The organism is Photobacterium angustum, from assembly GCF_002954615.1.
Classification (GTDB): domain Bacteria; phylum Pseudomonadota; class Gammaproteobacteria; order Enterobacterales; family Vibrionaceae; genus Photobacterium; species Photobacterium angustum_A.
The window spans coordinates 2,037,997-2,057,794 of the sequence record NZ_MSCJ01000001.1 but is presented as its reverse complement, the minus strand read 5'-3'; the positions used below and the strand labels follow the sequence as shown (position 1 = coordinate 2,057,794).

The window sequence follows — 19,798 nt, the reverse complement described above, 5'->3', positions numbered from 1 at the left end:
AATATAAGGGAATACTCTTAACGTCGCGTCTGCTTGGTTAGTAAATCACCAGGTTGAATGCTTGCTGCTAATTCTGGTTGATTAACAATAAGTTCTGCTGACTTTTCATAAACGCGACCAACGGTTAAGCTAATTTTTGTATCAACCATCCGATTCCGTGGTATACCTTTTTGGTCAATAAACCCAGCACTATGCCAAAGTTTTAATTTATCACCTTGTTTTACACCATGAACACGACCAACGTTCATTTGCGCAACATTATTATGGATGTTGATGACTTCTGGGAGGCTGGCTCGGCAAGAGAGCGCACTTTCAATATCGAGCATCATATTTTGGCTGATCCGTTGAATACTCTGTCCATAAGGTGAAACCCAAAAACGTGCTGATTTGGTATCTACATGGCTTGAGCGAGAAAACGGCCATAACCCAATTTCACGGTAGCTATTTTGGTAGATGATCTCTCCTGTTTTACCGTCCATTATTTCCAGTGAAACCGCAAACTGGCGATTGACTTGATCTTTCTTAACTAATTTTTCATCAAGGGTAGCGGTCAAATCTGTTATTTCACCACCAATTAAATATTGCGCATCGTGATCTTCAGCCAGCATCGTCATTGCTGATGCTTGAGTTGCACTGAAAGGGACGGTTGTTTTACCAGTAACAATAAAGCTTTGTGAACGTTTTTGAATTTGCTTTCCGAGTATTGAAGCGAAATCAGTGCCTATTTTATAAACGCTACCCATGGCTGCTTGTTGTGGCTCAGCAATTGAAAAACTGCCTAATAGAATGCCTTTTTTATACTGGGTCTTGTGGCAACTTTTTGCCGATGGGTAAATATCGACACGGCTGGTGACATACATTTTGCCGCCTGCTTTTTTTTGTTCAAGAACCGTTACGTTACGGATTTCATTACCACTAAAACGGTATTGCTGTTTAGGCTCTGCGAAATAAGGTTTTAATGACGGAAGTGTCGCTATTTCACCGCCTGCATGTTTCATTGCTTGATATACCGCATCTTCTAGTGCATTAACACGTGCTGTTTCTTCACTTTCTAAAATGACAGCTTCACCTGTTACTTCAACCCATTGGGCTGAGCTATAGCATGAAAAAAACAAACAAAGTGCACTTAAGCTGCGTAAAAAATTTTTATTCATAAAAGCCCATTTAGGTATGTTTTTTGCTTTTTAATAGTTCGATGAAAAAGTGAATGCAAAGAGTGTTCCCAATTAGGCTCTTGTATTAAAGAATTTAAATGTTCATACGATATAAAGAAAACAATATTTGAGGGCGGGTAAGTAATGAATAAGTGGATTGTAATTGTGTTGTCGTTAGCGATGACTGCTTGTGCCGCACCTCCGGTTTATAACGGTAAAGAGAAATACTCATCAGGCGCCTATTCTTTATCAGACACGCCAAGACATACCGTTGATTATTTTATTGAAGGATTAGCTAATCAATTGGTAATGTCGAATCAATATTTAACGGCGAGCACGCCATTAGCAGTCACCTCATTTGTCGATTTACAAGATATGACAGAAACCAACTGGTTAGGTAATGTGGTGAGTGAAAACTTCATGTACCAAATGCAGCAGCGTGGTTTTACAGTGGTTGACTATAAGTCAACAGGGGTAATTAAAGTGACGCGTAGTGGCGATTTTAGTATTAGTCGTAACTGGAAAGAATTAGCGTCACAGCAACCTGTTGATTATGTACTAACAGGCACAATGCTGCGTCAAAGTGGTGGTGTGCTCATTAATGCTCGAATTATCGGTATGCGCTCAAATGTGGTTATTGCTACAGCACAGGGTTTTCTTCCGGCAGAGCGTATTGGTCGAGATTTGGATTTTATGAATAAAATTCAGTTACGAAATGGGGTAATTATGCGTACAGATGTGCGTAACCGTCCTGATAATAATGTAATTTTAAAGCCGTAAGGAAGTAACAATGAAATATTATGTGGCTTTAGCTGCTGCGATGTTATTACTGTCAGGTTGTACTAATACAACATCAGGCAGTTCAACGGTTCCGGGCCCAGACTTAACTAAAAGTAAAGATGTGATCCAAGCTGTAGGGTATGCTTCAATTAGTGAGCAAAAAGGGCGAACCAAAGAAGAAAAAAGTATTCGTGCAATGCGCGCTTCTAAGTTAGATGCTTACCGCGAATTATCAGAGCAAATTTATGGATTACGCATTAGTGCAACCACATCGCTTGATGATCAGCAGTTAGGATATGAAAGTACAGATGGAGCAGTAGATGGCGTTATTCGTGGGGCAAAAATTATTCGCAGCTATCCTGTCGGTGACAGTTATGTCACTGAAATGGAGTTAAATATTGGTTTGATGGAACGAATGAAGCAACACGGTGAAGTGTTTCATGTACCAAATAAACAAGAAGTTATGTTTTAACGATTACGCTTTTAGGTTGGTGCCTAATGAACGAACATTTTGTGCGATACCATCACAATTGTAGGTCATTTGGTGCCGCCCACGACTTTGCTGGAATAAATTATTTAGCTTATGAAAGCTGAGGTGAGCGCGCTGTAATACTTCGCCATTGATATCATTAAATTGTTGGCATTCTTTAACTAGATCTTGAATCGTATTCACTTGTGTTTGGTATTCGTCGATCTGCGTTAACTGTTCGCGCTCTTCATGGGAAGACAATAAATAATCGTGTTGTTGGACTTTGTAGATCAGATCTAACTTCTCTTTGGCAATTTGTTCAATTTCTAATGCCTTGCGGCGAGTGATTGCCACTCTTTCTTGTTTGAGAAGATCGATTAAAGACAATAAGGTGGTTTGTTGAACTTCAAGCAGTTGACCAAGTGTCTGTTTCATTACGCTGATCTCAATTTTAGTATGCAAATGTTATCTTAAAGCCCATTAAGCTCGTCTTCGAACTTTAACATATTTGATGCAAGTTTATCGGCATCAATAGTATATGAGCCATTTGCAATTGCTTGTTTGATCTCTGCCACTTTTCCAGCATCAAAGCTTGGCTCTGTTGCTAATTGTTGATGAATTTGTCCCACAGCTTTACCTTGAGAGCTTAAAGATACTTCGTCATGTTGCTCTTTAGCAATGTTTGACGTGGTAGTTTGCTCTTCCGTTGTGGTTGTTTTTTGTTGGCCAACACGTGTGGTATTTACAGGTTGTCCACCACGTAGGTGATCAATACTTGCCATAATGTTTTACCTTGATAATTAACTGTGATACCTAGCTATCGGCAAAGTGTGAACAGACTTTAGTAAATATTATGAAGATAAAATGATTTATTTATCATCATGCGCAATAAACTTTTCTGACTAATACTTTACGGTTACTTCACCAACTGCGGTAATAATAGCATCAATCATGCGTCTTGATGTTCTATTCTGAACTCGGATCTCTTCACCGATAGCCCCGTCAGACAGCGCTTTACCTTCTGTTACTATATTTAGTCCGCCTGTTCCGGCACGGATAATGACAGTGTCGTTACGACATACTAAACAAATATCACGGGCTTGGATCATTTCTCCTAATTTTACTGAGCGTTTAACTTTTGATCCTATGATTTCATTAGGATCTTCAAAGCTATTGCCTCGTTGAAAACGACTTTCAACCATTTGAATGGAAAGTTTATCTCGAGTAATAACCATGCCTCGACCAAGAGCAACACTAGCAACAACTTTAGGTAGTGTTAATTGCACGTTTACAGGGACATAAAGCTGCCAGTTTTCGGTAGGGCATTTAACAAGTACAGTAACATTACCACTTAAGTTTTGTTTGCCGGGGAGAGTGGCTTCAAGTGGTGCCGAACAAGTAGAAAAGCGAAGACGGTTATCAAGCTCTGCTGCTGTAACTTTTAATTTCCCTTTTTCTGGTAAGGTAACTTGCTGTTTTATTAGGTTTTCAGCGGCTTTTTCCACGGAATCTAGCACGTTATAATCGGAAGCGAAGATATTTGTACTAAAGAAAAATAGCAAAAGGCCGATAAAAATTGGCAAGAGTTTTTGATCTCTGTGGCTTGTCACGGTAAATGCTCTTTGGTCATGGTTAGAATTACTATAACATTCCAAGTTATAGCTAGATATTCTAATATCTTGATTATTTATCAGATGTGATCGTGAGTGGATAAAGTGTGTTCGCGAGCGCGATTTATAACACGACAGGGAGTTTATCCAATGACAGGTATTTTAGATTCAGTTAACCAGCGGACACAATTAGTCGGGCAAAACCGTTTAGAGCTGCTGACATTTCGTCTTAATCGACGTCAACGTTATGGTATTAACGTTTTTAAAGTTAAAGAAGTTCTGCAATGTCCCCAGTTAACATCAATGCCGAATTTACATCCATTGATTAAAGGTGTTGCTCATATTCGAGGACAAACAATTTCTGTTATTGATATGAGCTTAGCTACCGGTGGGCGTCCGATAACCGATTTAACTAACTGCTTTATTATTATTTCGGAATTTAATCGCTCTATTCAAGGCTTCCTTGTGTCTTCTGTTGAACGCATTATTAACATGAATTGGGAATCGATTCTTCCTCCTCCTCAAGGGGCTGGTCGAAGTAATTATTTGACAGCTGTGACGGAAATAGACGGTGAATTAGTTGAGATTTTAGATGTTGAAAAAATTCTCGATGAGATCTCCCCAGTTAATACCAATATCACAGGAACTGTGCTCGAAGAGTTGGTTGAAAATGGCCCAGTAGTGCGTCGTGTTCTTGTTGCCGATGATTCAACTGTGGCGCGTAAGCAGGTACAACGAGCGATAGAAGCGATTGGTTGTGAATGTGTACTCGTAAAAGATGGTAAAGAAGCGATTATTAAATTGCGTGAAATGGCTGCCCAAGGTTCTATTTATGATCAACTAGCATTGATTATTTCTGATATTGAAATGCCAGAGATGGACGGGTACACATTAACCGCTGAAATACGAAATGATCCTAAATTAAAAGACTTACATGTTATTTTACATACATCATTAAGCGGTGTGTTTAACCAAGCCATGGTTGAACGTGTAGGAGCAAATGCCTTTATTCCTAAATTTAACCCAGACGAATTGGGTCGAGCTGTTAAAGGGGCAATGCCTGATAGAGCAATCGAATCGGCGTAACCGTTAAAAATTATAATAAATTATTGAGCATTTAATGCTGAACGTACTGACAAAGAAGAGTTGTAAATGACAGCAGTAACTGTAAATGACCAAGAATATCGTGAATTTTGCCGTTTTCTTGAGTCACAATGTGGCATCGTATTAGGCGATAGCAAGCAATATTTAGTACGCAGTCGTTTAAGCCCGTTAGTGAATCGTTTTTCTTTATCGTCGCTTTCAGACTTGTTGCAGAATGTATTATCTGGTCGTAATCGTGAACTACGTATTGCCGCCGTTGATGCAATGACAACCAATGAAACATTGTGGTTTCGTGACGGTTATCCTTTTACTGTTTTATCTGACAAAATTTTGCCAGAACTTGCAGCAAATAAAAAACCGATCAAAATTTGGTCTGCGGCAAGTTCATCAGGTCAAGAACCGTATTCGATGGCGATGACTGTGTTGGAAACCCAAGCTAAGCGCCCTGGTTTACTGCCATCTATTCAAATTACAGCAACCGATATCTCACAGACGATGCTGGAAACATGCCGAGCAGGTGTGTATGACAATCTTGCTTTAAGCCGAGGGCTATCGCCGGAACGTCGCCGTATGTTTTTTGAAGACAATGGTGATGGCCGTATGCGAGTTAACAATAAAGTTAAACAAATGGTTAATTTTAGGCCGCAAAATCTTAAAGATAGTTATGCATTGCTGGGAAAGTTTGACATCATTTTCTGTCGTAATGTTTTGATTTATTTCTCACCAGAAATGAAATCGAAAGTATTAAATCAATTAGCGGCAAGCTTAAACCCTGGCGGCTATTTGTTCTTAGGGGCATCAGAGTCGCTAACAGGGTTAACGGAAAAATTTGAAATGATCCGTTGTAACCCAGGCATCATTTATAAACTCCGTTAATTGAAGAAGCGCTACCGCTTGTTAATATTGCGTGTAGCGCTTTTTAGTTAATTATTATCCTCTCTAGTAACCAACCATCTTCTTAATTTCTCAATTCTTAAAATTGGCACTGTCTTTGCTTTATTACTGCTAAGTAATTGTGGAGGCAAGATATGTCCATTTCGTTCGATAAAGCATTAGGGGTTCATCAGTATACTGTTGGTGTACGTGAAAAACGTGCAGAAACCCTTGCGAGTAATATCTCTAATGCCAATACTCCGGGCTATAAAGCAAAAGATTTAGACTTCAGTCGAGCGCTTAAAGCGGCAACATCTGGGGCAGATATTGGCCTAAGCCGAACAAATGGGCGGCACATTAATGCCTCTACACAAGTCAGTGGCGAGCAAAAATATCGCGTGCCAACACAGCCGGATACAGGGGATGGCAACACGGTGGATGCACAACTAGAGCAAAACTTGTTTATGCAAAATAGTATTGAATATCAAGCATCGCTGGATTTTTTAGGTTCGAAATTTAAGAACCTGAGCAAGGCATTGAAAGGGGAATAATAATGAGTTTATTTAATGTTTTTAATGTAACGGGATCGGCAATGAGTGCTGAATCCGTACGTTTAAATACCACATCAAGTAATCTTGCTAACGCCAATAGTGTCAGTAGCTCAGCAGAAGAAACTTATAAAGCCCGCCATCCTATTTTTGCCGCTGCATTAAATTCTGCGTCTTATCACCAAAGTAGCAGCGTGCCTGTGCAAGTTAAAGGCATTGTTGAAAGTGATAAGCCGTTATCAGCTGAATACAATCCAGAGCATCCGATGGCAAATGCTGAAGGCTTTATTTATAAGCCCAACGTTAATGTGATGGAAGAAATGGCGAATATGATTTCGGCATCTCGCTCATATCAAAATAATGTTCAGGTAGCCGATGCGAGTAAGCAGATGCTAATGAAAACCTTGCAGATGGGTAAATAAGGTAAGGAGTTGTCATTATGAGCACAATTAATGGTGCAGGAAACAGCAATCTTTCTTACCTTGACCAGCTAAAAAGCATGCAAGATAAGAAAGTCGAACAAGAGCAAGAAGTCACAGGAAAAAATCAGCTGAAGCAAGATGATTTCTTATCATTGCTAACCAAACAATTAGCACAGCAAGATCCGTTTAAACCTGTGAGTAATGATCAAATGATCGCGCAAATGGCATCATTCGCCACCGTTGATGGCATTAACAAAATGAATGAGCAGTTTGGCTCATTAAATAGTGCAATGACATCAAATCAAGCACTACAAGCTTCTTCTCTTGTTGGACAAGATGTACTTATTCCTAATTCAACCGCAATGCGCAGTAGTGAAGGCGAAATGTCTGGCATGACGCGTTTAACGCAAAGCGTTGATAACGCTATGTTGCGCGTTGAAAATGAACAAGGTGAATTGGTCAAAACCATGAGTCTTGGTGCTAAATCAGCCGGTGAACATCCCTTTACATGGGATGGCAAAGATGATGATGGCAACATTATGCCGCAAGGAATGTATAAGTTTTCTGTGTCAGGCAATGTAAAAGGCGAAAGCCAGAATTTTGAAGTGCTTACACACGCAAACGTGAATAGCGTTTTATTAGGGAATAACGACGGTCAGGTGATGTTAAATCTTGCTGGCTTCGATAAGCCAGTTCAGTTGGCTGATGTTCTACAAATTGGCAAAGCAACACAAAAAGGATAATCGAATATGAGTATGAACATTGCGTTGAGCGGTTTAGGTGCAGCTCAAAAAGATCTAAATACCACCAGTAATAACATAGCCAATGCCAACACCTTTGGTTTTAAAGAATCACGTGCTGAATTTGGTGATGTCTATTCTAATTCGATTTTCTCTAATGCAAAAACCACAACGGGTGGGGGCGTACAAACCTCAACAGTTGCTCAGCAGTTCCACGAAGGTTCCAGTATTTACACCAATAACCCGTTAGATTTACGTGTCTCTGGTTCGGGTTTTTTTGCTGTGGCAGATAATAAAAATGAACCTGCGAATAACAACCTTACCCGTAATGGTGCATTTCATTTAAATAATGAAAATGAGTTAGTTAACTCTGAAGGTAAGTTCTTATTAGGTTACCCTGTCAATAAAGATTCAAATACCGTGGCTTCTTATGAAGCAAAATCGATGAAAATTGATGATGTGTTTGGTCAGCCAACAAAGTCAGGCACGATCAAAGTGTCTTTGAATTTACCCAATAAAGAAACAGCACCAAAAAGCAATTCATTTGATTTTAAAGACCCAGATTCTTTCAATAAATCTACGTCATCAACGATTTACGATTCATTAGGTAAACCGTATAAAATGACGACTTATTATGTCGCTAAATATGATCCTAATGCCGTTCCAACCAATGCTAATACATGGGAAGTACACCAAACTGTTACTAATAACAGTGGCGAAGAGCGATTATTAAAACCAGATCCGACAAAAATACCTCCTGCTTATCAAGTTATTGATAATACAGATCCTACTGCTCCAGTGGTGACAGGTTATCGTATGCGATTTGATCAAAATGGTCAGCCTTATCCAGGAGACCCTGGTGATCCAACAGCAACACCTGCAATACCACCAACACCAGCAAGCCCATTAAATATTCAAATGGAGACATTTGCTTCTGCTGGTATTGATGTCGGTGGTGCTGATCCTACACAATCATTAACCATGAACTATGATGATCCCACTCAATATGCTTCAGCGTTTGAAGTGCGTAAATTCCAAGATGTAGACGGCGCGACAACAGGCTATTTATCGAAAGTTGATATCGATCCTGAAGGCAATATTTTGGCGTCTTATTCAAATGGTAAAGATATCGTTGTAGGACGTGTTGCCTTAGCGCGCGTTTCTAATGAGCAAGGGTTAGCACAGTTAGGTGGTACGCTTTGGAATACCACCCAAGAATCAGGTCAGGCGATTTGGGGTGATGCATCTCAAGGCTCATTTGGCTCTGTTAAAAGCGGAACGCTTGAACAATCAAATATTGATATGACCCAAGAGCTGGTGGATTTGATCACCGCGCAACGTAACTTCCAAGCGAGCTCTCGTGCACTAGATGTGAATAACCAGCTACAACAGAATATTCTACAAATTCGTTAAGGTTTATCCTTTACAGTCCTATTGCCGTTTTACCTTTTCGTTGAAGCGGCAATTTTTTTCCCTCCTGTATTATCTTCCTTCTCTTTTTCTCTCAATACACTGTTATTAAACAATAAATATAATTGGCGTAGTTTTTGCTTTATTGATGCTGTTAGATAATAGGAGTGTCAAAAAAATGGATCGTGCTCTGTATCTTGCCATGAGTGGCGCAAAACAAGATATGTATGGTATGCAAGTACATGCCAATAACTTGGCGAATGTCAGTACAACAGGCTTTCGTGCAGACTTACAACAGGCGCGTAGTATGCAAGCCTATGGTGAAGGTCTACCTAGCCGTGTGTTTTCAATGGCTGAACGTCCAGGTAATGATTTTGCACAAGGCTCAGTGATCAATACAGGGCGGGATTTAGACGTTGCAGTAGAAGGCGATGGTTGGCTTGCTGTTATGGATGTAAAAGGCCAAGAAGCTTACACCCGTGCTGGACATTTGAAAATTGATCAAACAGGCATGTTACAAAACAGTAATGGTCAATTGGTGTTAGGCCAAAACGACAGTCCTATTTTTATCCCACTTCCGATCAGTAAAATTGAAATTGGTAAAGACGGTACGGTGTCTGTTTTACCACAAGGTGCGCCGCCTGATGCAATTGCAGTTGTTGATCGTATTAAATTGGTTAAACCTGATAACCAAGCGCTGTTTAAAGATACTGATGGTTTATTTAAATCCATCGGCGAGCGTATTCCGCTTGATGCAGATGCCAGTGTAACACTGGCGAAAGGTATGCTTGAAGGCAGTAACGTGAATGCGGTTTCTGAAATGACCAGCATGATTGATCTTCAGCGCCACTTTGAAATGCAAGTAAAACTGATGAAAACCGCAGAAGAAATGGATAAAGCCTCTTCTTCTCTTATGCGTATTGGCTAATTAAAAGGACAGAACAATGCATCCAGCACTATGGGTAAGTAAAACCGGTCTTGACGCGCAGCAGACAAATATCTCGACTATCTCTAACAACTTGGCTAACGCCTCAACTGTTGGGTTTAAAAAAGGTCGCGCGGTTTTTGAAGATCTCTTTTATCAAAATATTAATCAACCGGGTGGCCAGTCAACCCAAGATACAACACTACCAACAGGTTTAATGTTGGGAGCGGGTTCAAAAGTGGTTGCGACACAAAAAGTCTTTACCCAAGGTAATACTCAAACCACTAATAACGCTATGGATATGATGATCGAAGGTGATGGCTTTTTCCAAGTGCTATTACCTGATGGCAACATAGGTTATACCCGTAATGGTCAGTTCACGATTAACTCTGAAGGTCAATTAGTTACCAGTGGTAGTGGCTATCCTGTACAGCCTGAGATTGTGGTACCTGAAGATGCGGTAGGCATTACTGTTGGTACTGATGGTGAAGTTTCTGCCCGTATTCGTGGTGAGCAAGAAAACCAAGTGTTAGGGCAAATTACCACCGTCGACTTTATTAACCCAGGCGGTATGGAGCCTATCGGTCAGAACTTATTCTTACCAACAGGCGCTAGCGGCGATCCTCAAGAAGGGACACCGGGCTTAGAAGGATACGGCTCTATTCGCCAATCTATGCTTGAAACGTCCAACGTAAACGTAACGGAAGAGCTTGTGAATATGATTGAAGCACAACGTGTTTATGAGATGAACTCGAAAGTGATTTCAACTGTTGATCAGATGTTGAGTTACGTTAACCAGCAATTGTAATGATTGGTGGTAATGAATGAATTGCGCTCAGGTAAATAAAATGAATCGTCAGTGGATGAAAAGATCATTACTTCTATTAAGTTTGGCATTAACAGGCTGTGTATCTACACCACCTGATGTTGCTGGCAGTGATATTGAAAAAGCCACCACCAATGTTGATGCGGTAGAAGGTAAAGAGAAAGAGTCGAAAGGGCTTATTGATCGGATCCGTAAACGCGAAGATCCAGAAGCGGGCGATCCCGCTTGGAATCCTGTTCGTCCACAAGATAAACCTGAGCATTACGCAACAGCAACAGGCTCTTTGTTTAATCAATCACAAGTACAAGATCTGTATGACGACACTAAGCCTCGTGGTATTGGTGATATCGTCACAATTTTATTAGAAGAAAAAACCGCAGCGAAAAAGAGTGCAAGCTCAGATTTAGATAAATCTACCGATTTAAATATGAAGCCAATAGAGCTAGGGGGTAAACCCGTCACCATTCGTGATTATAGCTTGTCTTATGGCATGTCGAACAATAACACATTTGCAGGCTCTACTTCTGCCGATCAAAGTAACAGTATTAAAGGTTCTATTTCAGTTGAAGTGGTTGAGGTTTTAAATAACGGTAACTTGGTTGTACGTGGTGAAAAATGGCTAATGCTTAACACTGGCGAAGAATATATTCGGGTTAGCGGACATATTAGACCTGACGATATTAGCCAAGATAATACTATTGCATCAACACGTATTTCTAATGCGCGGATCCAATACTCAGGTACAGGTGATCGCCAAGATATTCAAGAGCAAAATTGGTTATCACGTTTCTTTAACGTTGCTTTCTAATCAGCCAATTTTTGTCAAAACATAGCGTCAGGGACAGGAGAATCCATTGAATTTTCGCGCAATTATTATTACTGGATTAATTTTATTATCTGGCACTGTTGATGCGGCACGTATCAAAGATGTTGCTTCCGTTGCAGGAGTTCGTAGTAACCAACTTGTCGGTTATGGTTTAGTCGTTGGTTTACCTGGTACGGGCGAGACAACACCTTTCACCGATCAAAGCTTTAATGCCATGCTGCAAAATTTCGGCATTCAATTGCCGGTAGGTACAAAGCCAAAGATCAAAAACGTTGCCGCTGTTGCCGTTAATGCCACTTTGCCCCCTTTTACCAAACAAGGTCAAAGCATTGATGTTACGGTATCTTCTATTGGTTCTGCCAAGAGTTTACGAGGTGGTACGTTATTGCAAACTTTCTTAAAAGGTTTAGATGGCAAGGTTTATGCAATAGCTCAAGGTACATTGGTCGTTGGTGGCTTTAGTGCAGAAGGGGCAGATGGCTCTAAAGTTATCGGTAATACGCCAACGGTAGGTCGAATCTCTAACGGTGCAATGGTTGAACAAGAAGTACCAAACCCATTTGGACGCGGTGATTACTTAACCTTTAACCTGCATGATTCAGATTTTACTACGGCACAACGTATGGCAGATTCTATTAATCAGTTTTTAGGGCCTCAAATGGCATCAGCTGTCGATGCAACATCAATAAAAGTGCGAGCACCACGCGATGTTAGCCAGCGAGTTGCGTTCCTATCAACAGTTGAAAACTTAGAGTTTGATCCTGCAGAAGGCTCAGCCAAAATTATCGTTAACTCACGTACTGGTACCATTGTTATTGGCCAGCATGTGAAGTTAAAGCCTGCGGCAATTACGCATGGTGGCATGACAGTATCCATTAAAGAAAACCCACAGGTGAGTCAACCCAACGCTTTTGCTGGTGGTGAAACGACCGTGGTTGAGAACAGTAATATCAACGTACAACAATCTGATGCACGCATGTTTAAGTTTGAGCCGGGCGTGTCGTTAGATGAGCTTGTTCGAGCGGTGAATCAAGTGGGCGCCGCGCCATCAGATCTAATGGCAATTTTGCAAGCGCTGAAACAAGCGGGTGCCATTGAAGGACAGTTAATCATTATTTAACACTGATGATTTAAGTAAAAAGTAATTAACAAGGATTGTAATATGAAGCAAATTGATCCCGGTTTTGTCCATGATATTAGTAACCTAGACCGTCTACGTGCGGGTATTGGCGAAGATTCAAAGGGATCATTGCGTCAGGCGGCTAATCAGTTTGAGTCTATCTTTACTCAGATGTTATTTAAGTCAATGCGCGAAGCGAACGAAGCGTTTGAATCTGATTTAATGAGCAGCAATAACAGCAAGTTTTATCAGCAAATGCATGATGAGCAGATGTCATCTCAGCTAAGCACCACTGGAAGTTTGGGCTTGGCTGATATGATTGTTAAGCAATTGGGTGGCGAAGATAACGAGCAAAAGCCGCATACACCAACAACAGATTTATTCCCGAAAAAAGACAATACGGATCCACTGCAGATTCGCCCAATCGATAATAAATCCCAGCCATTAAAACTACCGCAACGAGAAGATCACAACAGTGTTGCGGCACAACAGGTATTAGAAAAATATAAGCAGCGATTACAAACAGCTGATGTTCAGCCACCATTACGACAACCTGAACCTGATCGTTTTGAAACGCCACAAGCATTTGTTGATCATATGGCACCGTATGCGACTAAAGCGGCACGCGCTTTGGGAACCGATCCCGCAATGTTGATAGCGCAAGCGGCGTTAGAAACAGGCTGGGGTAAAAAAGTGATCAAAAATGCGGCAGGAACAAGTAACAACCTATTTAATATCAAAGCTGATCCACGTTGGAGTGGGCAAAAGGTTGCCACGCGAACATTGGAATATCATAACGGTGTTGCTGTACAAGAAAATGCGGCGTTTCGATCTTATGGTTCTTATCAAGATAGCTTTCAAGATTTTGTGAAGTTCTTACAACAGAACCCACGTTATTCAACTGCGTTAAAACACAGTGGTGAGCCGAATCAATTTATTCGTGAAATACATAAAGCAGGATATGCCACCGATCCTAATTACAGTAATAAAGTATTAGCAGTAATGAAAAAGGTGAAAACATTAATGTAAAAAGAAGGGATATATAAATAAAAGCGAATTAAAATAAAACATTTATATTCTATCAAATAATATTTGATGGAAGTTTTTTAGTATCTTAAATATAGAGTTATACAACAATATCAATAATGTTTGATACCATTTTTATTAGGTCGTTACTTTCAAATAAAGCATTTTCTACTTCTTTTTCAGGTACTTGCTTTTCTTCTGTTTTTTTATCGTCAAAATGATCACTCACTAGTGGTACAACAACTTCTTTTAATGCGTAACCAATTAATCCTGATACTAATAAGTTCATAATCACTATCCTTAATGTTTTATTTTAATTTGGGTTGAGCTTTTAAATTATAAACAAATAGCGATTTATTACCATCATTAAATACTCAAAAATAATAGTTTAATTAAAAATACCATTATTATTTTTAATTGGTTCGATTTTTGCAAAGAAGCTATCGTAATGTGCGCTTTATATGAATAAGCGTCATTAAGATTGATATAAAAACATCACGTTGTTAATGAGTTAGGGAATCAATATGGCGTCGGATTTAATGCAGCTTGGTATCAGTGGTTTGCGTACATCGCAAAAGCAACTTGATGTAACCAGCCATAATATTAGTAACGTGCATACCGCAGGTTATAGCCGTCAGGTTGTCGATCAAAAAGCGGCCGATGCACAATGGAGCGGCGGTAACTATTACGGCAGCGGTGCCTATATTGATAGCGTTAATCGTGCTTACGATCAGTTTGCTGCCCGTGAATTAACACTCTCTACCACCCAGCTTGAAGCTTCAGATGTTCGTCAACAACATATGATGATGTTGGATGACTTCACCTCAAAAAGTGCTGTTAACACGGTTAATAGCATGAATGATTTTTATAACTCGGTACGTTCATTGTCAGATCACCCTAACGATCTTGGCTCTCGTCAAACCGTGTTAGACCATGCCGATCAAGCGGCAAAAAGTTTTAATAGCTCCCATGAAATGTTGACCAATATTCGCCGTGATGTGAATGAGCAATTGGGTGTGACACTTGATCGTGTAAACGCATTAGGGCAAGAAATTGCCGCTATCAATACCAGTTTGCAAGAAATGCCTGATGGCGATCAAAACCATGACTTGCTGGATAAACAGCGTGGCCTAATCAATGAATTAGCCAAATATACCAAAGTGACAGTACTGGCGGATAAAGGCAGCCTTGCAGATAAAGTCATTATTGGTAGTGGTGATACCTTGGTCTCTGGCGTTGAATCGTCACAATTAAAAATGGTCAATGGCGATCCTGATTTAGAAGATAAACAAATAGCCTTAATCAATGGTAACCAAGCTAAGCCAATTAAAAGTGATGATATTGGTGGTGGGTTAGGTGCCATGCTATCTATTCGTGATGATGTAATAGATAAAAGCCTAGATGAAATGGGGCGGATGGCGATTGGCTTCTCAAAGCAAATAAATGATTTACAGCAATCTGGTACAGATTTAACAGGTGCAACAGGCAGCGCCTTATTTAGTGATGTTAATAGCCCTACTTTAGTCAAAGAGCGAGTATTAAAGCCGTTAGGTAGTCAAACAGACATTGATGTAAAAATCGATGATGTAAACGCGCTGAAAACTGGTGATTATGAATTAACCACAGAATTTGATGGAACTGATTACAGCTTTACATTGTTTGATCCTTCAGGCAATGAAATGAAAAAGCCTGATGGTAGCGCACTTATTTCTTCAACAGATACATTACCGGTTGAAGTGAATGTTGATGGTTTAACGCTAACCATGAATGCTGTTATGGGTAATCCTCCAGCTACAGGGCAAAGCGAAACCGTCGTTATTCAACCTATGCGTCGCGGTGCGGCAAACATTAGCGTAGAGATGTCAGATCCTCGTGGCTTAGCAGGGCACCGTCAAACCGCACTGATAGAGGCTAACCCAAATAATGCGGGAACAGCGGCATTAACTACCGTCACAGATAACACACCAGATGCTGTCGCGGGTAATTATCAAATAGATATTATCAATAGTGCAGATTTAACGGCAACCGATGGCACAAGCAATACTGGTGCTGCACAATTTGATGCGATCAAAGGTGCAGCGGCGGAAGCTGCCCAAGGCAAATATACCCTTAGTTTAAATGCCACTGGGGATAAAATCAGCATGGCTGATGATTTAGGCAATGTGGTGAAACTGATTGATGATACTGGCGCAGAAGTGACAGATCTTGATTACCCACTCACTACAACAGGTAATACTTTAACTATGGTTGCCAGTGATGGTAGCCAAGTGAGTGTCGCGACACTTGGAGCAGGAGCTGCGGTTGGTGATACTTTCACTTTAGAGATAAAAAACTCAGATAAATTAACGGTTAAAAACACTCAAACAAATACCTTAGTTGATCTTGATGATGGCAGCGGTACTCCTGTTCAAGCGTTAGCTTATCCACTAACGAACGCCAATAAAGAAATTACCTTTGCTGGTCAAGCAACCCCTACATTCTCACTCACCGATAATGGTCAGGCCGGTGATAACTTTACAGTGAGTTTAGGAAGAAGCAGTGCGGTAGGCGGCAACAGCAACTTTTTAGCGATGCAGCAAATTCAGCATGAAAAAACCATGAACGAGGGTAAATCAAGTGTGATTGATTTATTCGAAGGCTTGGCAACCGACATCGGTATGATGAAAAGTAATGCGGATAAAACAGCCGAAGTGAATCAATTAGATTTTGATGCCGCTTCTGAGCGTGTTTCTAATCTATCAGGGGTTAACCTTGACGAAGAAGCGGCAAACTTGATGAAGTTTCAACAGTCATACATGGCATCATCACGCATCATGTCGGTAGCAAAAGAAACCTTTGATACCTTAATGCGCGCAGTATAAGTAGGAGTAAATAATGATTAATCGTGTTTCTACTGCCAGTCAGTATCAAAGTTTGACCTCGAACCTAATGCGTAAGCAAGGTGAAGTAAACGAGAGTAATAACCAATTATCGACAGGTAAACGGGTTGAAACCGCAGGTGATGATCCTGTGTCTTCGGTGACGATTCAAAACTATCGCCAACAGTTAACTCAAATAGATCAATATAAAAGCGCGATCACCATGGCGAATAATCGCTTAGGGGTGATGGAAAGCTCTATTGCTGGCGTGGAAGATAACCTTGATGCCACCAAGCAAAAAGTACTTCGGATGATCAACGGTGCGATGGCATCAAATGATCGCACTGCTTTTAAAGATGAATTAACCAGTTTGCGTGATGGTTTGTTAGAGCTTGCCAATAGCCGCGACGAATCAGGGAACTATGTGTTTGCGGGTAATCAAATGGATACCCAACCGTTTGTAAAAGGCACTGATGGTAAAATGAATTATCAAGGTGATAGCCAATCGCGCTATGCCCAAATAGATAAGTCAGTTGAAGTGAAAACCAGTTTACCTGGCGATCAACTCTTTACATCAATTCCTAATCCGTATGGTGACTTTCGCCCCGACTTTAGTGATTTAAGTAGTGGGTCAAAATTACATGTACTCAGTGCAACAACCTCTGATTTTACTAAAGCTCAACCGATTGACATTGCTTTTAGTGAGGCGGTCGTCACGCAGCCTGATGGCAGTGAAAAAACAGTCATGCAATACAATTTAAGTCTTGATGGAAAAGAAGTGGTTGCAGATCAGGATTACGATCCAGAAAAAGGGATCCAGTACACGGCAGCGGATGGTAGTAGCGTATCGATTACCCTTGATGATGTTGAAGTCGGCGATAAATTAACCCTTAACCCTGCGCAGAAAATCAATATTTTTGATTCATTACAAGATGCGATAGATAACGCTGAAAAACCAACCTCGTCAGCGGCGGCTGAAGCGACGTTACAGCGGGTAATTGATGATATTGATAGTAGTTTCATGCATGTTAGTCAGCGCCGTTCAGAAGTGGGCACTATTATGCAGCAAGTGGAAAGGCAGCAAGAACAGCATCTCGATTTTGAACTGACCTTAAATAGCGCACAAAGTGGTTTAGAAGATTTGGATTACAGTAAAGCGATAATGGAAATGAACCAACAAATGATGGCATTGCAAGCATCACAATCTGCGTTCAGCAAAACTAAGCAATTATCGTTATTTAACTACTTATAAATGATTGCTAATAACATGCGTGATATTGAAAACGGCAATTATTTGCCGTTTTTTTTGTGATCTAAAGAACGTGGTTAAAGAGATGGGTTATTAATGTTGAGTGTTTTTAATTTATTGATAATTAATGATTTTGTGTTTTTTTTGCTTTTAATTGAAGTTTTTTTAAAAAAAATCTAAAGCTTCGAAAAAACGTGCCGTTAACCTTAGCACAAGTTAGAAAAACCTCTTTTAACCCGGCAACACGTCTGGGAAAGATCATACCAAGGAGTGTCACCTTATGGCTATTACAATTAATACCAACGTAACAGCAATGACTGCCCAGCGTAACCTAAACAGTGCTAGCAGTAGCGTTGCCGACAGCATGCAAAAACTATCATCTGGTCTTCGTATTAACTCTGCGAAAGATGATGCAGCAGGTCTTCAAATCTCTAACCGTCTAACAAACCAAACTAACGGTTTGAACGTAGCAATGCGTAACGCCAACGACGGTGTTTCAATGGCACAGACTGCTGAAGGTGCAATGCAAGAGTCAACCACAATCATGGAGCGTATGCGTGAGCTTGCGCTACAGTCTGCGAACGGTTCAAACTCAGATAAAGACCGTGAAGCAATGCAGAAAGAAATGGGTCAGCTACAAAGCGAAATGAACCGTATTGCTGATACCACAAGCTTCGGTGGTCAGAACCTGCTTGATGGTTCATTTGGTTCTAAGTCATTCCAAATTGGTGCTAACGCCAATGAAACTCAAGAGCTAGGTTTGATGGATGTATCATCGCATGCACTTGGTCGTGACTATAAAAACTTAGATGCAGGCCCTAGTGCTGTTGAACTAAAAAATGGTTCATCTACAGGCAATGAAACATTTTCACTAAATATTAATGGTAATAGCCAATCTGTCGATATCACAAAGGATATGACAGCAGATGATTTACAAAATAAATTAAATAATATTGATGGTGTAAGTGATATTGCTGTTACTGAAACAACACGTGAAACAACTGCGGCAACAGCTGGTACATCTACTGTTAGTGGTTTAGCAATGAATGGTGGTGAAACCGTAGATTTCAATATTGGTGGGCAAAGTATTTCTTTGGCTAGTGCAGATGTTGCAGACCAAGCAACACTTCAAGCGAAGTTAGAAACAGTATTTGATGGTTCAGGGAATATTACCTTAACTGCAAATGGTAGTGGTGATGGCTTTAGCATCTCATCAGCAGATGGTAGCGAAGTTGCAATTGAGGCAACAGTAGCAGGTACAAACGCAGGTACAACAGCAACAATTGCTGGCGCTGATGGTACTGGTACTCAAGCTTTAGCTGGTGACGCTACAAAAACAGGAACATCTATTACAACTGGTGGTGTTGCAGCTGTAACTGAAAAAGCATTTAGTGTTGACTTTTCAGGAATGAAAGTTGATACATCTGTTGCGTCTATTGAGTATTCGACAACTAAATTTGATGGAACTGCAGAAACACAGGCAATGAATATTGGCGCTGCTACAACAACTGAATCTGTAGCAAGCTTAGATCTATCAACAGCAGAAGGCGCACAAAACGCGATTAATGTACTTGATGCCGCTATGGAGCAAGTGGATGAAAAGCGTGCGGAAATTGGTGCATTCCAAAACCGTATGAACCATACTATGAGCAACTTGGCTAACATCAACGAAAACGTTAATGCGTCTAACAGCCGTATCAAAGATGTTGATTTCGCCTCTGAAACTATCAACATGACCAAAGGTCAGATCCTACAGCAAGCAGGTACTTCAATTCTTGCTCAAGCTAAGCAAATCCCACAAGCAGCACTTAGCCTACTAGGTTAATCTGTCTTATTGATGCCCCGTTAGTTTTAGCGG

Annotated in this window: 21 protein-coding genes; 16 read left to right on the top strand and 5 right to left on the bottom strand. The window is 40.5% G+C overall.

The window, feature by feature from the left end; translation table 11 throughout:
* Positions 1 to 17: 17 nt before the first annotated feature.
* Positions 18 to 1,154 (bottom strand): flagellar assembly protein FlgT, encoded by a 1,137-nt coding sequence (locus BTO08_RS08960; protein ID WP_105060726.1) that lies wholly within the window; start codon positions 1,152 to 1,154, stop codon positions 18 to 20.
* A gap of 144 nt (positions 1,155 to 1,298) precedes the next feature.
* On the opposite strand from BTO08_RS08960, the gene BTO08_RS08955 reads away from it, so the two are divergent.
* Together BTO08_RS08955 and BTO08_RS08950 are read left to right on the top strand one after the other, a co-directional pair.
* The gene (locus BTO08_RS08955; protein ID WP_105060725.1) at positions 1,299 to 1,934 is read left to right on the top strand and encodes a FlgO family outer membrane protein; all 636 of its coding nucleotides are present in this window, start codon (positions 1,299 to 1,301) and stop codon (positions 1,932 to 1,934) included.
* Between the two features lie 10 nt (positions 1,935 to 1,944).
* Complete coding sequence (locus BTO08_RS08950; RefSeq protein WP_105060724.1) at positions 1,945 to 2,406, top strand: LPP20 family lipoprotein; 462 nt, start codon at positions 1,945 to 1,947, stop codon at positions 2,404 to 2,406.
* A gap of 3 nt (positions 2,407 to 2,409) precedes the next feature.
* Here the strand turns inward: BTO08_RS08950 and BTO08_RS08945 are convergent, their stop codons facing one another.
* The 3 genes from BTO08_RS08945 to flgA form a co-directional block, all read right to left on the bottom strand.
* A complete protein-coding gene (locus BTO08_RS08945) occupies positions 2,410 to 2,838 on the bottom strand; it encodes a flagella synthesis protein FlgN (protein ID WP_105060723.1) in 429 nt (142 codons plus the stop codon).
* Between the two features lie 35 nt (positions 2,839 to 2,873).
* Positions 2,874 to 3,185, bottom strand: a complete 312-nt coding sequence (gene flgM / locus BTO08_RS08940; RefSeq protein ID WP_105060722.1) for a flagellar biosynthesis anti-sigma factor FlgM — start codon at positions 3,183 to 3,185, stop codon at positions 2,874 to 2,876.
* A gap of 120 nt (positions 3,186 to 3,305) precedes the next feature.
* Positions 3,306 to 4,013, bottom strand: a complete 708-nt coding sequence (flgA, locus tag BTO08_RS08935) for a flagellar basal body P-ring formation chaperone FlgA (RefSeq protein WP_105060721.1) — start codon at positions 4,011 to 4,013, stop codon at positions 3,306 to 3,308.
* 150 nt (positions 4,014 to 4,163) lie between these two features.
* Here flgA and BTO08_RS08930 point away from each other — a divergent pair, with 150 nt between their 5' ends.
* The 11 genes from BTO08_RS08930 (at position 4,164) to flgJ (ending at position 13,836) form a co-directional block, all read left to right on the top strand.
* Positions 4,164 to 5,099 carry a chemotaxis protein CheV gene (locus tag BTO08_RS08930; protein WP_105060720.1) on the top strand — a complete coding sequence of 312 codons (936 nt, stop codon included), beginning with the start codon at positions 4,164 to 4,166 and terminating at the stop codon, positions 5,097 to 5,099.
* A gap of 66 nt (positions 5,100 to 5,165) precedes the next feature.
* Positions 5,166 to 5,993 (top strand): CheR family methyltransferase, encoded by an 828-nt coding sequence (locus tag BTO08_RS08925; protein ID WP_045148043.1) that lies wholly within the window; start codon positions 5,166 to 5,168, stop codon positions 5,991 to 5,993.
* Positions 5,994 to 6,145: 152 nt separating this feature from the next.
* Positions 6,146 to 6,541 (top strand): flagellar basal body rod protein FlgB, encoded by a 396-nt coding sequence (gene flgB / locus BTO08_RS08920; RefSeq protein WP_005370239.1) that lies wholly within the window; start codon positions 6,146 to 6,148, stop codon positions 6,539 to 6,541.
* A 2-nt stretch (positions 6,542 to 6,543) separates the two neighbouring features.
* A complete protein-coding gene (gene flgC, locus BTO08_RS08915; RefSeq protein ID WP_045082774.1) occupies positions 6,544 to 6,960 on the top strand; it encodes a flagellar basal body rod protein FlgC in 417 nt (138 codons plus the stop codon).
* A gap of 17 nt (positions 6,961 to 6,977) precedes the next feature.
* Positions 6,978 to 7,703, top strand: a complete 726-nt coding sequence (flgD, locus tag BTO08_RS08910; RefSeq protein WP_006646758.1) for a flagellar hook assembly protein FlgD — start codon at positions 6,978 to 6,980, stop codon at positions 7,701 to 7,703.
* A 6-nt stretch (positions 7,704 to 7,709) separates the two neighbouring features.
* Complete coding sequence (gene flgE / locus BTO08_RS08905; RefSeq protein ID WP_005370246.1) at positions 7,710 to 9,113, top strand: flagellar hook protein FlgE; 1,404 nt, start codon at positions 7,710 to 7,712, stop codon at positions 9,111 to 9,113.
* 175 nt (positions 9,114 to 9,288) lie between these two features.
* The gene (gene flgF / locus BTO08_RS08900; RefSeq protein ID WP_006646760.1) at positions 9,289 to 10,038 is read left to right on the top strand and encodes a flagellar basal-body rod protein FlgF; all 750 of its coding nucleotides are present in this window, start codon (positions 9,289 to 9,291) and stop codon (positions 10,036 to 10,038) included.
* A gap of 16 nt (positions 10,039 to 10,054) precedes the next feature.
* Positions 10,055 to 10,843, top strand: a complete 789-nt coding sequence (flgG, locus tag BTO08_RS08895; protein WP_006646761.1) for a flagellar basal-body rod protein FlgG — start codon at positions 10,055 to 10,057, stop codon at positions 10,841 to 10,843.
* A 55-nt stretch (positions 10,844 to 10,898) separates the two neighbouring features.
* On the top strand, positions 10,899 to 11,669 hold the full coding sequence (gene flgH / locus BTO08_RS08890; RefSeq protein WP_198038456.1) for a flagellar basal body L-ring protein FlgH: 771 nt from the start codon (positions 10,899 to 10,901) through the stop codon (positions 11,667 to 11,669).
* Between the two features lie 46 nt (positions 11,670 to 11,715).
* On the top strand, positions 11,716 to 12,807 hold the full coding sequence (locus BTO08_RS08885) for a flagellar basal body P-ring protein FlgI (RefSeq protein ID WP_006646763.1): 1,092 nt from the start codon (positions 11,716 to 11,718) through the stop codon (positions 12,805 to 12,807).
* A 42-nt stretch (positions 12,808 to 12,849) separates the two neighbouring features.
* Positions 12,850 to 13,836 carry a flagellar assembly peptidoglycan hydrolase FlgJ gene (gene flgJ, locus BTO08_RS08880; RefSeq protein WP_105060718.1) on the top strand — a complete coding sequence of 329 codons (987 nt, stop codon included), beginning with the start codon at positions 12,850 to 12,852 and terminating at the stop codon, positions 13,834 to 13,836.
* Between the two features lie 97 nt (positions 13,837 to 13,933).
* Here flgJ and BTO08_RS08875 read toward each other — a convergent pair whose 3' ends face one another.
* A complete protein-coding gene (locus BTO08_RS08875) occupies positions 13,934 to 14,122 on the bottom strand; it encodes a hypothetical protein (protein WP_005370259.1) in 189 nt (62 codons plus the stop codon).
* 235 nt (positions 14,123 to 14,357) lie between these two features.
* Between BTO08_RS08875 and flgK the strand changes: the two genes are divergently transcribed.
* The 3 genes from flgK to BTO08_RS08860 all read left to right on the top strand — a co-directional run bounded on the left by flgK (position 14,358) and on the right by BTO08_RS08860 (position 19,765).
* Complete coding sequence (flgK, locus tag BTO08_RS08870; protein ID WP_105060717.1) at positions 14,358 to 16,694, top strand: flagellar hook-associated protein FlgK; 2,337 nt, start codon at positions 14,358 to 14,360, stop codon at positions 16,692 to 16,694.
* A gap of 13 nt (positions 16,695 to 16,707) precedes the next feature.
* Entirely contained in the window at positions 16,708 to 17,943 is a 1,236-nt protein-coding gene (gene flgL, locus BTO08_RS08865) for a flagellar hook-associated protein FlgL (RefSeq protein ID WP_105060716.1), read from the top strand.
* Positions 17,944 to 18,220: 277 nt separating this feature from the next.
* Positions 18,221 to 19,765 carry a flagellin gene (locus BTO08_RS08860; RefSeq protein ID WP_105060715.1) on the top strand — a complete coding sequence of 515 codons (1,545 nt, stop codon included), beginning with the start codon at positions 18,221 to 18,223 and terminating at the stop codon, positions 19,763 to 19,765.
* Positions 19,766 to 19,798 lie beyond the last annotated feature (33 nt).